The following is a 15,138-nucleotide window of genomic DNA, read 5'->3' as shown; positions in this document are numbered from 1 at the left end:
GGGTGAGTGGGGGCTGGTCGCGCAGTTCCCCGCGCCCCTGAAAAGCACGGGCTGCGCCCCGCTTTTCATCGGCCCGCACCCCCGTGTGCTTTCGGCCCGCACCCCCGTGTGCTTTTCGGCCCGTAGGGCCGTGTCTTTTAGGGGCGCGGGGAACTGCGCGAGCAACCACATCCCACCCGCACTCGCCAACGAACGCGACCCCCCGAGCTCATAGGCGCCCCGGCCCCCAAGTACCCTCCGCACAACCCCCCTTCGCCAAGGAGACCGACGATGCTGGACATCGCCGAAGAACTGCACCGGTGGGTCGAGCAGGACCGCGACTTCGCCGTGGCCACCGTCGTGGCCGTCGGCGGCAGCGCGCCCCGCAGGCCCGGTGCCGCCCTCGCGGTGGACGCCGCCGGCACGGCGATCGGCTCGGTCTCCGGCGGCTGTGTGGAGGGCGCCGTCTACGAACTGTGCCAACAGGCGCTGGCCGACGGGGAACCCGTCCTGGAACGCTTCGGCTACAGCGACGAGGACGCCTTCGCCGTGGGCCTGACCTGCGGCGGAACCATCGACATCGTGGTGACCCCGGTACGGGTTGGCGACCCGGTCCGCCTGGTGGTCGCCGCCGCGCTGTCCGCCGCCGCGAACGGGGAGCCGGCGGCCGTCGCCCGGATCGTCTGTGGCCCGACGGATCTGCGGGACCTGCGGGGCCGGGCGCTGCTGGTCCGCCCGGACGGCTCGTACGACGGCGGCTTCGGCGCCCACCCCGAACTGGACCGTACGGTCGCCGCCGAGGCCGGTGCCTTCCTGGATACCGGCCGCACCGGCACCCTGGAGATCGGGGAGCGGGGCTCCCGCTGTGGAGCACCGCTCACGGTGCTGGTCGAGTCCTCGGTCCCCCCGCCCCGGATGATCGTCTTCGGCGCCATCGACTTCGCGTCGGCGCTGTCGAGGATCGGCAAGTTCCTCGGCTACCACGTCACCGTCTGCGACGCACGCCCCGTCTTCGCGACGAAGGCCCGCTTCCCCGAGGCGGACGAGATCGTCGTCGAGTGGCCGCACACCTACCTGGAGCGGACCCGGGTCGACGCCCGCACCGTCCTGTGCGTCCTGACCCACGACGCCAAGTTCGACGTCCCCCTGCTCCAGCTGGCCCTGCGCCTCCCGGTCGCCTACGTCGGTGCCATGGGCTCCCGCCGCACCCACCTCGACCGCAACGAACGGCTCCGCCAAGTCGGCGTCAGCGAACTGGAGTTGGCCCGCCTCCGCTCCCCGATCGGCCTCGACCTCGGCGCCCGTACGCCGGAGGAGACGGCCCTGTCGATCGCCGCCGAGATCGTCGCCGAGCGCCGAGGAGGCAGCGGGATCTCCCTGACCGGCGCCCACACCCCGATCCACCACGACCACACCCCGGACGTCACGGAACTGCCGAGCCTCCGCGTTTCCTGACCTTGTACCTTGACTGACGGCGCGACAGGGCCGACCGTCGGCGGTACGGCAACATCACAGCGGGGGCGGACAGTTGAGCACCACGGAGAACGAGCGGGGCATGGGCGGCGGCCGGGACGAGACCCCACCGGGCGGCACGGGCACCGACGGTGGAGCCGGCACCCCGGACACGAGCGGACCGGACGGGCACGGTGGCCCGGACGCGAACAACGGTCGGGGCAACGACGGCGACCCCCGCACGAGCGGAACGGACCACGACGGCAACCCGGACTTCAGCGGGCCTCACTCCGGTGAACCCGAGGATTCGGAGCCGGCCCCGGGCGGTGCCGACGGCGGCGCGGTCGAAGGGGCAACCGACGCCGCACGGGACCGCCGACGGCTCTCGACCCCGGCCACGACCGTACTGGGCCTCTTCCTGCTGGTCGACGTCGTGTTCGTGGTCGGAGCCCTGGTCACCCTCTGGCCGGTGGTGCTCGCGACCGTCGAGCCCGGCGCGGAACCCACGGCCGCCGCACGCTGGTCGCCCTTCGGGCTGGGCGGCTGGGCGCTGACGGCGGACACGGCGATGCTGCTGGCCGTGGTGGTGTGCAGCGCGCTCGGCAGCTTCGTCCACGCGGCCACGTCGTTCGCGACGTACGTCGGCAACCGGCGGCTCTACGCGAGCTGGCTCTGGTGGTACCTGATGCGCGCCGGTATCGGTGTCGCCCTGGCCCTGCTCGTCTATCTGCTGCTGCGCGGCGGCCTGTTCGCCGGCAGCTCCGGCGCCGGGGCCACCAACCCGTACGGCTTCTCCGGCATAGCGGGCCTGTGCGGCCTCTTCTCCAAACAGGCCACCGACAAACTCCGCGAGATCTGCGACACCATCCTCAGCACCACCGGCGACGGCGACAGAGACCGCCGGGACGGCCTCTCCACGGCCCGCGGCGGAAACCCGGACCGCGGCAGGAGCTGAACCCGACGCCCGAGCGCGCAACCGCTCACCCCGGCACTCACCCCGCCTTCCGCGCCAGCACATACCCCTGGGGCGTGCCCTCCTGCGGCCCGGCCTCCCGCTCCAGCCGGGCCGACTCGATGAAACCGGCGTCCTTCAGCAGCTCGGAGACCAGGCCCGTCGGGTGGCGGTAGACGTCGAGGTCCAGATCGTGGCCGTACGCATGGGACAGATGGACCGACTCCTCGCCCACCTTGAAGGCCAGCTGGAGGAGGCCGCCCGGGGCGAGCACACGGTGGAACTCGGCGAATATCAGCGGGAGTTCGGCGGGCGGGGTGTGCACCGTGGAGTACCAGGCGACGGCACCCGCGAGCGAGCCGGACTCCAGGTCGAGCGCGGTCATCGTGCCGACCTCGAACCGCAGCGCCGGGTGCGCCCAGCGGGCCGTGGTCACCATCCCCGGCGACAGATCGATACCGAACACATCGAGGCCGAGCGAGGCCAGATGCCCGGTGATCCGTCCCGGCCCGCACCCCAGATCCGCGACGGGCCCGCCCCCGGCCCCCAGTACCAGCTCGGCGAACACCCCTAACACGGCCCGTTCGTACGGGTTCTTCGCCGTTTCCTCCCTGAGGAGTTTCTCGTAGTCGGAGGCGACGGCGTCGTAGGACATCCGAGTGGTGTGAAGGTGATCGCTCATGCTTGTGGACATTAACGGGAGGGTCTGACAACTCGACTTTCGACGTTCTGGCAGGGTCGGGTGATCAGGTGGCACCGGCTGCGGCCCACGCCTGCTGGACGGCGCGGCCGGCATTGCGCGTACCGAAGCGTGAACCGTCGAGGGGGCTCGATCCGATGATGGGGTGTGAGCGCCGAACCTGAGCAGAGCGACGCGGAGTTGCTGGCCGCGACCACAGCCGGCGACCGCGCCGCGTTCGAGGCGTTGTACCGACGCCACGGGCCGTGGCTGGCGGCCCGGCTGCGGTACCGGTGCCCGGACCCCGCCCTGGTGGACGACGCGGTGCAGGAGACGTTCCTGGCGGTATGGCGCGGTTCTGCCCGGTACCGGGAGGGCGGTGACGTCGCGGGTTGGCTGTGGCAGATCGGCTTCCGGCGGCTGGTCGACGCGATCCGCGGGCAGCGCGCCCGGGACAGGCTGCTGCGGCTGCTGGCCACTCGCCGCTGGAGTACCGCGCCCTCGGCGGAGGAGGAGCTGCTGCTGGGCGTGGAGCACGGCGACCTGGCCGGCGCGCTGGCCCGCCTGTCCCCGGAACTGCGCGCGGTGATGCAGGCCACGGTGCTGGACGGGCTGAGAACGCACGAGGCGGCGGCCCTGCTCGGTATCCCGGTGGGCACGGTCAAGACCCGGGCGATGCGGGCGCGGCCGGCAACTGCGTGAGGACCTGACATGACGGCCCCGGGAGGTGGGCGATACATGACGACCCCGGGAGGTGGGCGATGAGCGACGGTGACTGGCACGTCGCGGACGACGACTTGCGGGCATACGCCGAAGGTGCGGCGCGGCCGCCGTTGCTGTGGTCGACCGAGGCGCACCTCGGAACCTGCCCGCGCTGCCGAGGGCGGCTGGTGCGGCGCGTCGACCCGGCCGTGGTCCGCGCCGGCTGGGCGCGGCTGGACGCCGAGCTGGACGCACCCCGGCCCGGCCCGGTCGAGGCGCTCCTGGTGAGGCTGGGCGTGGCGGCGCACACCGCACGGCTGCTGGCCTGCACACCGGGGCTGCGCAGGTCGTGGCTCGCCGCGGTGGGCCTCACCCTCGCGGTCACCACGGGCGCCGCGCACCTGGCCCGGTGGATGACGGTACCGATGCCGCTGCTCGCGATCGCCCCGCTCCTCCCGCTGATCGGTGTGGCGATCTCGTTCGGCCCACGCGTGGACCCCAGTCATGAGCTGGCCGTCGTCGCGCCCTTGCACACCTTCCGCCTGCTGTTGCTGCGCTGCGCGGCGGTGCTGTCCGCGACGACGGCGCTGACCGGCGTGGCCAGCATCGCGGTGCCGGAGTACGGCGCGGTGGTGCTCGGCTGGCTCGCCCCGTCGCTGGCGTTGACCCTGCTGAGCCTGGCCCTGACGCCCCGGTTCGGCCCGGTCACGGCGCCCCTCGCCGTGGGGTTCGGCTGGCTGGCGCTGCTGGCGGCCACCGTGCGGCACACCACCGGCGAGTCGGTCCTGTTCACCGCGCCCGGCCAGGCCGGGCTCGCGGCCGCCGCGGCCGCCGCTGCGATGGCCCTGTGGAAGGTCCGCGCCGCCTTCGACACCACCCACCACCTGGGTCGCGTCGCCGACCCGAGCACGAGGAGGACGATGTGACGACGGTACGGGCCGAGGGACTGTCGCTGCGCTTCGGCCGCACCACAGCCCTGAAAGACGTGTCGTTCGCGCTGCGCGACGGGGTGACCGGGCTGCTCGGGCCGAACGGCGCGGGCAAGACCACACTGCTGCGCGTCCTGGCCACCGCGATCCCGGCGGACGACGGACAGTTGCGCGTCCTCGGCGCGGACCCGTGTGACGCCGCCGGACGGCTGGCGGTCCGGCGGCGCCTCGGGTACCTGCCGCAGAACCCCGGCTTCCACCCACACTTCACCGCGTTCGAGTTCGTCGACTACATCGCGATCCTCAAGGAGATCGTGGCCGGCCGGCACGACGAGGTACGCCGGGTGCTGCACGCGGTCGGCCTGGACGACCAGCGCGGCAAGAAGATCAAAACCCTGTCCGGGGGTATGCGCCAGCGCGTCGGGCTGGCCGCGGCGCTGCTCGACGACCCGGCACTGGTGATTCTCGACGAGCCCACAGTGGGCCTGGACCCCGAGCAGCGGCTGCGGTTCCGCGAGCTCATCGCGCGGATCGGCGAGGGCCGTACCGTGCTGCTGTCCACCCACCAGACCGAGGACGTGGCCACCGTGTGCCAGCACGTCATCGTCCTGAACCAGGGCCGGCTCCGGTTCGAGGGCGAGCCCGCGGCGCTGGCCGGCGTGGCGCGCGGCCGGGTGTGGACCAGCCCGGCCCGCGCGGACGGCGCCCTCGCCGCCTGGCGTACCGGCAACGGTGACTACCACAACATCGGCGACCCGCCGCCCGACGCGCCGCTGGTCGATCCGAGCATCGAGGACGGGTATCTGATGCTGATCGACGCCGCGAACCTGGCGGGGCGTGCGGCATGACCGAGCGCTTGCGTGAGGCCCGGCAGGCTCAGTCCGCGGTGCCGACCGAACCACCCGGCACTCCGACGGTGGACCCTGCGGCGACTCCGACGGCGGACGCCGCCGCGCCGCGCCGGGCCGTCCTGGCCCTGGCCCGGGTGGAGGCGGTGCGGATGCTCCGGCACCCGGTGACCGTCGCCGCGACCCTCCTCCTGGCCGGTATCTGGGTGTCCGCCTGGTTCACGATCGGGACCACCCGCTACCCCGTGCTGCAGGACCTCGACCGCGACAGCGCCATAGGCATGATGATTCTGCTCGGCGGCGCCGCGCTGATCGTCGGGAACCTCGCCGTGCTGCGGCCGCACCGCGACGGCACCACGGGCCTGAGCCGGGTGCTCATCCTCCCGGACCACGCGCGTACCCTCGCGCACCTGTTCGCCGTACTCCCGCTGGCCGTGGTCGGCGCCGTCCTGATCGTCGCCCGCATGGCGGTCCTCGCGATCTGCGCCCCGGCCGCGGGCCACCCGAACCCGTACGAGCTCGCGATCGGGCCGGCCACCGTCCTGCTGCTCGGCGCGTTCGGCGTACTGCTGGGCCGGCTCACCCGGTCGGCGATCTACGCACCCCTGGCGCTGCTCGTCCTGCTCGTCGGCCTTGTCGCACTTGAGCCGCTCACCGGCGGCGGAAAGGCCCTGTGGCTGGCACCGCAGGGCGGGTCGGCTCTGGAGGTGCCCCTGCCGGTGTCCCTGATGGCCCGCCCGGCCGCCGCCCACCTCGGGTACCTCCTCGGCCTGGCCGGGCTGCTGGCTGTCGCCGCCGTGCTGCGCGCCGGTGCCCGTGGCGTCCGGCCGGCCGTGGCCGGGGCGGTGGCGCTGGCCTGCACGGTGGTGGGCGGCACGGCACAGCTGTCCCCGCCGGGTCGCACCGTCGCCGCGGCCCGGACCGCGGTCATGAACCACCCGGCCCAGCACGAGACCTGCCGGAAGCTCGGACACGTCACCTACTGCGCGTTCGCGGGATTCAGCCGCTGGATACCCGCGTGGAACACGGTCGTGCGGGCTGTCGTGGCCCGGGTACCCGCCACGGCCACCCGGTCCGTGCGGCTGACCGTCCGGCAACGCATCGCGGTGCCGGCCTTCGGCCGCGGGACCGGGCCGGATGAGCTGCTCGCCGTGTGGCGGGCGGACGACGCCGCAGCCGGCACCCCCTGGGCGATCGGCATCGACACCCGCTGGGGTGACAGCGAGGCCGCCGCCAACCTCGCCGCGCAGGTCGCGTACCGGCTGGTCACCGGCGAGACCGGCGAGGCACGCGTCGAGGAACGCGACGGCGCCACCGCTTGCGGCGGCGCGGGCGTGCTCGTCGTCTGGCTCGCCGGGCAGGCCGGCACCCAGGCCGGCACCGGGCTGCGCCTGCTCGCCGAGGACGTGCGCGATGAACGCGGTGGCCTCTCGTTCTACGAGACGCAGCTGTTCCCCACCCTCCACGTACCGGCGCCCGAACTCACCGTGGCGACGCAGGCGCTGGCCCGCCCGCACGCCGACATCGCCGCCCGCGTCCAGCGGTCCTGGGCCACGCTGGCCGCGCCCGGCACAACCGCCGCGCAGGCCGCGCGAATCCTCGGCCTACCCGCCCCGGCCACGAGCACGGCCTGCTGATGAACACCAGGACCCTGTTCCCGCTGCTGCGGTCCACCGCGCACGCCATCACATGGCGGCCGATGGTGGCCGGCGCGGCCCTGGGAGCGACCATCCTGCTGGTACCCGAGGCGATGAGCGCGGAGCTGACAGGTACCCACCTGATCACGCTGGCCCGCATCGCGGCGATCTGCGTCGCTCTCGGCGCGGCGTTCCTCCTCGACGATCCCGCCACCCGCAGCACCCCCACGGCGCCGACCGGGCGCCTGGCCCGCAACCTGGTGCGGGTCACCCTGGCCGTGCCGGCCGTCGCACTGTGGTGGACGGTCACTGTCGGCCTCGCGAAGACGACCGGCCACCACGCGGCCGCCGCACATCTGCCCGTCGCCGCGTTGACGCTGGAGGCGGCGACCCTGCTGGCCGCCGCCCTCGCCCTGGCCGCCCTCGCACAGCGGCGCACCACCGACGGGAACACGGGTGTCATCGCGGCGCCGGCCGTGCTGCTGCTCGCAGCCGTCGCCTGGCTCCTGCCGCACCCGGTGGCACTGATCCTCACGCCCACCGATCCGCGCTGGACAGCGTCGCACCACCGCTGGGCGGTCCTCCTCGCGACCGCGCTCGCGGCGTTCCTGTGGGCCGGCCACGAGCGGGAACGGCGGCGGGTTCCGCGCGGACGGCGGCTCACCGTCGTCGCCGTTCCGGTGCTGCTGGTGGGCGGAGCTACGGCGTTCGCCTTCCTCGCCGACAGTGAACAGCGCACCGCGCCGCCGTCGGGAGGTATCGGCACAGCGACGCAGGCGTGGAGACAGATCGTGCCGGGAGGAGACTGCCGGTGCGCCGACGGCGGCAGGTTCTCCTTCTGGGAACGGCGGGCCGATCCAACCAGGGTCGTGCTGTTCCTGAATGGTGGAGGCGTTTGCTGGGACGCCGAGATGTGCGTCTTCACCAGCACCGGCCGGGCGGGCGAGAACGACTTCTACGACTGGAACGACCAGGGTGGCGAGAGACCGTACGACCAGAGGTCGGGCTTCTTCGACCTGACCCGGGCCGACAACCCGTTCGCCGGATACTCGATCATCTACGTGAGTTCCTGCACCGGCGACGCGCACCTCGGCAACGTCGCCCAGAAGTACTCACCGACGCTGACCGTCCAGCACCGCGGCTATGTCAACGGCACCGCGGCGCTCGACCACCTCGCCAGGCGGTATCCGAGCGCCGCCCAGGTCGTCGTCATGGGCAAGACCGCGGGGTCGATCGCCGCTCCCCTCTACGGCGGCCTGGTCGCCGACCGGCTCCCGCACGCCAAGGTCACCGTGTTCGGCGCACAGTCCGGCGCCTGGCCCGACCAACCCGACTTCAACGCCAAGGTCCTCGGCAAGGCGTGGGGTGCCTATGACGCCGTGCCCGCCTGGGCGATCGACGGACTCACCGTCCGCGACTGGGGCGTCCCCAGGTTCTGGGTCCAGGCCGCTCATCACGCTCCTGAACTCGTCCTGTCCCGCTTCGACCACGCCTTCGACCCCCACGCCGCAGTGGAGGTGACCACATGGATGCCCGGGAACCCACCGAACCTCCTGGCCGTCATCGACACCAACGAGACCGCGATCGAGGCCGCCGGGGTGACCCTGCACAGCTACACGGCTTCCGGCGACGGCCACGGACTCTTCGAGTTCGACAGGTTCTACGACCTCAAGGTCCACGACGTCCGCCTGATCGAATGGCTCAAGCAGCTCCTGACCGGCACATCGCCCAGCGATGTCCACTGCGACACATGCAACCAGTGACGAGGCTCCGAGCTCAGCGGCCGTCGAGGGGCGCGGCCAGATTCAGCGGCCGTAGAGAGGCGCGGCCCCACTCAGCAACGAGTCCACCGCACGCCCGAACATCCACCGCCCCGACCACCCCAACACCCCGTCGAACACCCCGGGCAGCCATCGCACCCGCAACTCCTCGCGCCACACCACCCGGCAGGCGTGCCCGCCGTCATCGGCCTCGCAGTCATCGCCGGTGTCGTACGGGCCCACCTCGATCTCCGCCCAACCCGTCACGAACGACCCCCGCTTGACGAGCCGGCACCGCCCCGCGGCCCGCTTCCCCTCCGGCGGCTGCCACACCACCACCTCCATCGGGTCGTCGAAGGAGAGCGGACCGACACCGCTGCGGGCCACGAACACCGTGCCCTCACCCGTCGGCTCAGGCGTACGCACCTTGATACGGGTCAGCGGGACGACATCGGCGTGGCGGGGCCAGTCGGTGAGACGGCGCCAGGCCTGTTCGGCGGGGAGCGGGGCGAGGCGTTCCAGGACGAAGAGGACCACGAAAACGATCGTAGGTGAACGATGGGGGGCGGCCGGCCGGTGCGCACACCACCACGGGACGCGACCGCCGGCTCACACGTCCAACACCTCGCCGGCCGCCACCGGCACCCCCGTCTCCAGTGACCGGTTCGCCGCCAGCCCCGTCACCAGCGACCGCGCCCCGTCCACCGCGTCCGCCGCCCGCCCCAACTCGTCGGGCACCCGCTCCCCGAACAGATCGGCGAGCATGCGTACGTCCCCGCCCCCGTGGCCGCCCTCGCCGGTCGCCACCTCCACCTCGCGCGGCCGTTCCCAGTGGCGCCGTACCAGCAGCTCGGTCCGGCCCGCCTCCACGCCGGCCTCGGCACCGTGCAGCACCGGACTCGCCCCGGTCGCACGGACATACGGCCGGGTCCAGGCCGACTCCTCCACCAGCAACTCGATCCGCCCCTCGCTGCCGTTGAAGGCGATGCGGTAACCCTCCCAGGGGGAGTAGGCGGTGAGGTGGTACGTCAGGGTGGCCCCGGAGGCGTAGCGGACGAGGACGGCCATGTCGTCCTCGATGGTGACGCCGGGGCCGAAGACGTTCTGGTCCCGGTGGTAGCCGTCCTCCCCCTCGGCGTCCAGATACAGCGCGCTGAGGACGGACGAGTCCTTGAGGTGCAGTGCGAAGGGGTCGTCCTCGGCGGCGGGGGAGCCGTGGGCGCGGTCGTAGTCGCGGGCGAGACCTCGGCGCCGGCCCGCCTCGTCGCCGTAGAAGAAGAGGCCGCCCTGGGCGAACACGGTCTCCGGGCGGCTGCCGAGCCACCAGTTGACCAGGTCGAAGTGGTGAGTCGACTTGTGGACGAGGAGGCCGCCGGAGTTGGCCTTCTCCCGGTGCCAGCGGCGGAAGTAGTCGGCGCCGTGCCGCAGATCGAGCAGCCACTCGAAGTGCACCGAGCCGATCTCACCGATCTCGCCGGACGCGATGAATTCCCGTACGGCCGAATGCACCGGGTTGTAGCGGTAGTTGAAGGAGACCCGCACATCGCGGCCGGTTCGCCGCCGGGCGTCGAGGATGCGCCGGGCCCGGTCGGCGTCCGTGGTCATCGGCTTCTCGGTGACCACATCACAGCCCGCCTCCAGCGCGCCCACGATGTACTGGTCATGGGAACGGTCCAAGCTCGTCACCACCACCAGATCGACCCGCTCCTGCCGCAGCATGTCCGCGAACTCCCCGGCGCCATAAGCCGGTACGGGCGCCCGCCCCCCGTGATCGGCCGCGATCCATTCGTTGTGCACGGCCATGCGGTGCGCGTTGGTGTCGCAGAGGCCCACGAGGTCGATCCGGTCCGCGAAGGGGCCCGTGAGCGCCTCGGTGAACATCCGGGCACGGGCGCCGAGCCCCACGACGGCGGCACGGCGGAGGTGTCCTGTGGATTCGGTGGCGAGGTCTTGTCGTGTCATCCGGATCATCCCTAGGGTCATGCGGGGGGTGGAAGCGCTTTCCAGTGAAAGAGGTGATCCACTCATGCCCGGAGACAGGACAAGGAAGTCCTGCGCGACGGCTGTGGTCCTCGCCCTGTGCGCGGCTCTCGCGGGCTGCTCGGGCGGGGACGGGGCGAGCGGTGTGGGCGGCGAGGTCGTGCTGCGCTACACCTGGTGGGGCAATCCCGACCGGGCGGCCAGGACCCAGGCCGCCGTGGACCTTTTCGAGAAGAAGAACCCGGGGATCGACGTACAGACCTCCTTCACCGGCTACGAGGCCTACAAGCAGAAGCTCGCCACCCAGGCCGCCGGCGGCGACGCCCCCGATGTGATGCAACTCGACTACCGGATGATCGACCAGTACGCCACCGGAGGTGTGCTTCTCGACCTCGGTGAGCAGCAAAAGGCCCTGGACACGGGCGAGTTGGAGCCGGGGCTGCTCGCCACCGGCAAGGTGGACGGCAAGCAGTACGCCGTCCCGCAGGGCCGTGGCACCGAGACCATGGTCTACGACACCGAGAAGTGGAAGGCGGCGGGCCTCCAGCCGCCCGAGGTGGGCTGGACCTGGAGCGAATGGGCCGACGCCATGCGGACGGTCGCCGAGAGGACCGGTGAGCCCGGCGGCACCGATCCCGGCCAGAGCGAGGACGCCTTCGAGATCTGGCTGCGCGGCCAGGGCAGGGCGCTGTACACCGAGGACCGCGAACTCGGGTTCACGGCGGACGACTTGACCCGTTGGTGGACCTTCACCGACAAGCTGCGCCGAGCCGGGGCCGTCTCACCCGCCGAGCAGACCACACAACTCGACGGCACCGTCGAGAACACCCCGCTCGGCCGGGGAAAGGCCGCCTCGGACGCCAACTGGGACGCCCCCGCCAGCGGTTACCTCGCCCTCATCCCCACCGGGATCTCACTCGCCCCCATGCCCTCGGGCGAGGACGGCACGCCCGGCCAGTACTTCAAGCCCTCCATGTTCATGGGGGTGGCCGCCGACTCCGGCCATCCCGAGGAGTCCGCGAAACTCGTCGACTTCATGCTCAACGACAAGGACGCCGCGAAGCTCCTCGGCGCGACCCGGGGCATCCCCGTCAACGAGTCGATCCGCGAGGACATCGCCGCCGACCTCAAGGACTTCGACAAGACCATCTACGACTACCAGGCCACGGTCGAAGGAAAACTCGACGCCCCGCCCCAGGCGCCCCCGTCGGGCGACACCGCGCTGCAGACCACCTTCATGCGCGACTACGACCAGGTGTCGTACGAGCGGATGTCGCCCCGCGAGGCCGCCGAGAACTACATCACCGAGGCGAAGGCGGAGCTGAGGTCATGACCACGACACAAGCGCCGACTCCCGTACGCGGCAAGGGAGTCACCCCCTCCGACCGGCCCGCCCGGCGGCGTACGCGCGAGGGCGCGGCCTGGGTGTTCCTCTCCCCCTGGGTGCTGGGGGCCTGCGTCCTGACGCTGCTCCCCATGGCCGTCTCGCTCTATCTCTCCTTCACCGACTACGACCTGTTCAACTCCCCGAACTGGGTGGGCCTGCGCAACTACACCCAGATGTTCACCGAGGACCCCCGCTACTGGCGCTCGGTGGTGGCGACCCTGACGTATGTCGTCATCGCCGTCCCGCTGCAACTGGGCCTCGCGCTTGTCGTGGCGCTCGCCCTGAAGAGCATGAAGCGCGGCAAGGCCTTCTACCGCTCCGCCTTCTACGCCCCCTCCCTCCTCGGCGCGTCCATGTCGATCGCCCTGGTCTGGCGGGCCATCTTCAACGACGGCGGCACGGTCGACAACCTCCTCGGCACCGGCGGCTGGGTCAACAAGCCCGGCTGGGCGCTGCTCGCGGTGGCCCTGCTGACGGTGTGGCAGTTCGGCGCCCCGATGGTCATCTTCCTCGCCGGACTCCAGCAGATCCCGGGGGAGTTGTACGAGGCGGCCGAGGTGGACGGCGCGAGCCGCTGGCGTCAGTTCCTGTCGATCACCGTGCCGATGCTGTCCCCGGTGATCTTCTTCAATCTGGTGCTCCAGACCATCCAGGCCTTCCAGGTCTTCACCCCGGCCTTCGCGATCAGCGCCGGCAAGGGCGGCCCCGCCGACTCGACTCTCTTCTACACGCTCTACCTCTACGACCGGGGCTTCGTCGCCTCCCACATGGGCTATGCCTCCGCCATGGCCTGGGCCCTGCTGATCGTCATCGGCGCGGTCACCGCCGTGCTCTTCCGTACGTCCCGCTCCTGGGTCTTCTACGCCTCCGAGGGGGATCGATGACCACCGTGACCTCGACTTCGACCGTTCCAACCGCTCCGGACAGTCCGAACTCGACCACCCGCAAGCCCCTTTCCTGGCGGCGTGTGGCCCTGCACATCGGCTGTCTCGCCGCGCTGCTCGTCATGCTCTATCCGCTGGCCTGGCTGCTCGCGACCTCGCTGAAGCCCGCCGACGAGGTCATCGCCAGCCTCGATCTGCTGCCCGGCCGTTTGGAATGGTCCAACTACGAGACGGCCCTGGAGGGCGTCAACGACGTCTCCGTCGGTCAGCTTCTCGGCAACTCCCTGCTGATCGCGGGCGGCGCGGTCATCGGCAATGTCCTGTCGTGTTCCCTCGCGGCGTACGCCTTCGCACGCCTTCGGTTCCGTTTCCGGGGGCCGTTGTTCGCGTTCATGATCGCCACGATCATGCTGCCGCATCACGCCGTGCTGATTCCGCAGTACATCATTTTCAACCAGCTCGGCATGGTGAACACCTACTGGCCGCTGATCCTGCCGAAATTCCTCGCCACGGAGGCCTTCTTCGTCTTTCTCATCGTGCAGTTCATGCGGGGGCTGCCGAGGGAACTGGAGGAGGCGGCCCGGATCGACGGCTGCGGCCCCTTCCGCAGCTTCTTCCTGGTGATTCTGCCGCTGACCAGGCCCGCCCTGATCACCACCGCCATCTTCACCTTCATCTGGACCTGGAACGACTTCTTCACCCAGCTGATCTATCTGTTCTCGCCCGAGAAATTCACCCTCACCCTGGCGCTGCGGTCGTTCGTGGACGCGTCCAGCACTTCGGCGTTCGGCCCGATGTTCGCGATGTCGGTGATCGCCCTGCTCCCGATCGTGCTGTTCTTCCTCGCCTTCCAGCGCTTTCTGGTGGAGGGCATGGCCAATTCCGGGATCAAGGGCTGAAGATCAAGGGCTGAAGATCAAGGACTGAGGATCAAGGGGGGGAGGACCGAGGGATGAGCGGAATGCGGACCGATCGGGAGGCGGGCGAGATCTTCGGGGCGCGGATGACCCTGTTCGCGGACGTCCTGAGCGTGGGCATCGCCGTGACCGTGGTCAGCCTGCCGCTGGTGACCCTGCCCGCCGCGCTGTCGACGGCGTGCGCGGTACTGAGGGGAGCGCGGGAGGGGCGTCCGGCCACGGCGGGGCACTTCTTCACCGCGTTCAAACGGCGGCTGCGCATGGGCGATGTGGCCGCCGGGCTGGTGGTCTGCGCCGCCGTGGTCCTCGTCCTGGTCGACCTCGCCCTCGTCGACGCCGGGCTGCCGGGCGGTCCCGCCTTCGCACTGCTCGTCGGCGCCATCGCCCTGGCCGCCGCCGTGGTCGGTCTGCGCGCCTGCGCCCGCCCCGAGTCCATGGCCGACTGGCCCGGGGCGATACGTGGCGCGGCGGGAGTCGCCGTACGGGACCCGGGCGGCAGCGGGCTGGTGGTGCTGGCCCTGGCGACCGCCGCCCTGTGCGCGTGGATGCTGCTCCCGCTGGTGGTGCTCGTACCGGGGCTGCTGGCGCTCGCGCTCACGGCGGTCGACGTACGTCGAGAAGTGGTCCGGGAAGAAGTGGGTCAGAACGAGTAGGGGCCGAAGCGGCCCCAGGCCACGACGGCGGCCAGGATCAGGATCACCACGTTCGGGAGGATGGCCTGGTTCTCCTTGCGGCGGGCGTGCACGATCATCGCGCCGATCATGGTGAGGACCAGGCCGGTCGCGGCGAGCGGCACGAATATCGGGGCGATGTCCAGGACGGCCGGGAGGATCAGACCGACACCGGCCAGGAACTCCAGCACACCGATGGTTCTCACCATGTTGGGGGAGAAGTCCTCGACCCAGGCCAGGCCCGAGGAGGCCAGCTTCTCCTTGGGCTGTGTGGCCTTCATCAGACCGGCGGCGAGGAAGGCGGCCGCGAGCAGACCGGCGATGATCCACAGGGTGACGTTCATGGGGGGTGCCCCGCTTC

At 71.4% G+C, this 15,138-nt stretch carries 14 protein-coding genes and 1 pseudogene; 11 read left to right on the top strand and 4 right to left on the bottom strand.

Annotation, left to right across the window (positions count from 1 at the left end):
* Positions 1-270 precede the first annotated feature (270 nt).
* Both ACWD4G_RS30045 and ACWD4G_RS30040 read left to right on the top strand, forming a co-directional pair.
* Positions 271-1,434 (top strand): XdhC family protein, encoded by a 1,164-nt coding sequence (locus tag ACWD4G_RS30045; RefSeq protein WP_451298875.1) that lies wholly within the window; start codon positions 271-273, stop codon positions 1,432-1,434.
* A 73-nt stretch (positions 1,435-1,507) separates the two neighbouring features.
* Positions 1,508-2,386: a hypothetical protein gene (locus tag ACWD4G_RS30040; RefSeq protein ID WP_451298873.1), complete on the top strand. Its 879-nt coding sequence runs from the start codon at positions 1,508-1,510 to the stop codon at positions 2,384-2,386.
* Positions 2,387-2,423: 37 nt separating this feature from the next.
* Here the strand turns inward: ACWD4G_RS30040 and ACWD4G_RS30035 are convergent, their stop codons facing one another.
* Positions 2,424-3,065, bottom strand: coding sequence for a class I SAM-dependent methyltransferase (locus ACWD4G_RS30035; protein WP_451298871.1), 642 nt, complete (start codon positions 3,063-3,065; stop codon positions 2,424-2,426).
* 165 nt (positions 3,066-3,230) lie between these two features.
* Between ACWD4G_RS30035 and ACWD4G_RS30030 the strand changes: the two are divergent.
* The 5 genes and pseudogenes from ACWD4G_RS30030 to ACWD4G_RS30010 all read left to right on the top strand — a co-directional run bounded on the left by ACWD4G_RS30030 (position 3,231) and on the right by ACWD4G_RS30010 (position 8,941).
* A pseudogene (locus tag ACWD4G_RS30030) lies at positions 3,231-3,777 on the top strand (RNA polymerase sigma factor).
* 46 nt (positions 3,778-3,823) lie between these two features.
* On the top strand, positions 3,824-4,690 hold the full coding sequence (locus ACWD4G_RS30025) for a zf-HC2 domain-containing protein (RefSeq protein ID WP_451298869.1): 867 nt from the start codon (positions 3,824-3,826) through the stop codon (positions 4,688-4,690).
* Positions 4,687-5,541: an ABC transporter ATP-binding protein gene (locus tag ACWD4G_RS30020; RefSeq protein ID WP_451298867.1), complete on the top strand. Its 855-nt coding sequence runs from the start codon at positions 4,687-4,689 to the stop codon at positions 5,539-5,541. Before ACWD4G_RS30025 ends, ACWD4G_RS30020 begins: the two co-directional genes overlap by 4 nt.
* Positions 5,538-7,178 carry a hypothetical protein gene (locus ACWD4G_RS30015; RefSeq protein ID WP_451298865.1) on the top strand — a complete coding sequence of 547 codons (1,641 nt, stop codon included), beginning with the start codon at positions 5,538-5,540 and terminating at the stop codon, positions 7,176-7,178. The genes ACWD4G_RS30020 and ACWD4G_RS30015 overlap by 4 nt, the downstream gene beginning before the upstream one ends.
* Complete coding sequence (locus tag ACWD4G_RS30010) at positions 7,178-8,941, top strand: pectin acetylesterase-family hydrolase (protein WP_451298863.1); 1,764 nt, start codon at positions 7,178-7,180, stop codon at positions 8,939-8,941. Before ACWD4G_RS30015 ends, ACWD4G_RS30010 begins: the two co-directional genes overlap by 1 nt.
* A gap of 42 nt (positions 8,942-8,983) precedes the next feature.
* Here ACWD4G_RS30010 and ACWD4G_RS30005 read toward each other — a convergent pair whose 3' ends face one another.
* Together ACWD4G_RS30005 and ACWD4G_RS30000 are read right to left on the bottom strand one after the other, a co-directional pair.
* Positions 8,984-9,475 (bottom strand): SRPBCC family protein, encoded by a 492-nt coding sequence (locus tag ACWD4G_RS30005; protein WP_451298861.1) that lies wholly within the window; start codon positions 9,473-9,475, stop codon positions 8,984-8,986.
* 72 nt (positions 9,476-9,547) lie between these two features.
* Complete coding sequence (locus ACWD4G_RS30000) at positions 9,548-10,900, bottom strand: Gfo/Idh/MocA family protein (RefSeq protein WP_451298859.1); 1,353 nt, start codon at positions 10,898-10,900, stop codon at positions 9,548-9,550.
* Positions 10,901-10,964: 64 nt separating this feature from the next.
* Here ACWD4G_RS30000 and ACWD4G_RS29995 point away from each other — a divergent pair, with 64 nt between their 5' ends.
* Genes ACWD4G_RS29995 through ACWD4G_RS29980 form a run of 4 tightly spaced genes read left to right on the top strand, consistent with a single transcriptional unit; the run spans position 10,965 to position 14,759 of the window.
* The gene (locus ACWD4G_RS29995; protein WP_451298857.1) at positions 10,965-12,251 is read left to right on the top strand and encodes an ABC transporter substrate-binding protein; all 1,287 of its coding nucleotides are present in this window, start codon (positions 10,965-10,967) and stop codon (positions 12,249-12,251) included.
* Positions 12,248-13,189, top strand: coding sequence for a carbohydrate ABC transporter permease (locus ACWD4G_RS29990; protein ID WP_451298855.1), 942 nt, complete (start codon positions 12,248-12,250; stop codon positions 13,187-13,189). The genes ACWD4G_RS29995 and ACWD4G_RS29990 overlap by 4 nt, the downstream gene beginning before the upstream one ends.
* Positions 13,186-14,088 carry a carbohydrate ABC transporter permease gene (locus ACWD4G_RS29985; RefSeq protein ID WP_451298853.1) on the top strand — a complete coding sequence of 301 codons (903 nt, stop codon included), beginning with the start codon at positions 13,186-13,188 and terminating at the stop codon, positions 14,086-14,088. Before ACWD4G_RS29990 ends, ACWD4G_RS29985 begins: the two co-directional genes overlap by 4 nt.
* Positions 14,089-14,141: 53 nt before the next feature.
* A complete protein-coding gene (locus tag ACWD4G_RS29980; RefSeq protein WP_451298851.1) occupies positions 14,142-14,759 on the top strand; it encodes a hypothetical protein in 618 nt (205 codons plus the stop codon).
* Here the strand turns inward: ACWD4G_RS29980 and ACWD4G_RS29975 are convergent.
* Positions 14,747-15,121: a DoxX family protein gene (locus ACWD4G_RS29975; protein WP_451298849.1), complete on the bottom strand. Its 375-nt coding sequence runs from the start codon at positions 15,119-15,121 to the stop codon at positions 14,747-14,749. The genes ACWD4G_RS29980 and ACWD4G_RS29975 overlap by 13 nt on opposite strands.
* Between the last annotated feature and the right edge of the window lie 17 nt (positions 15,122-15,138).

Source organism: Streptomyces sp. NPDC002643 (assembly GCF_053592555.1).
The sequence above is the reverse complement of the archived record's forward strand: the minus strand, read 5'-3'. Positions and strand labels throughout refer to the sequence as shown.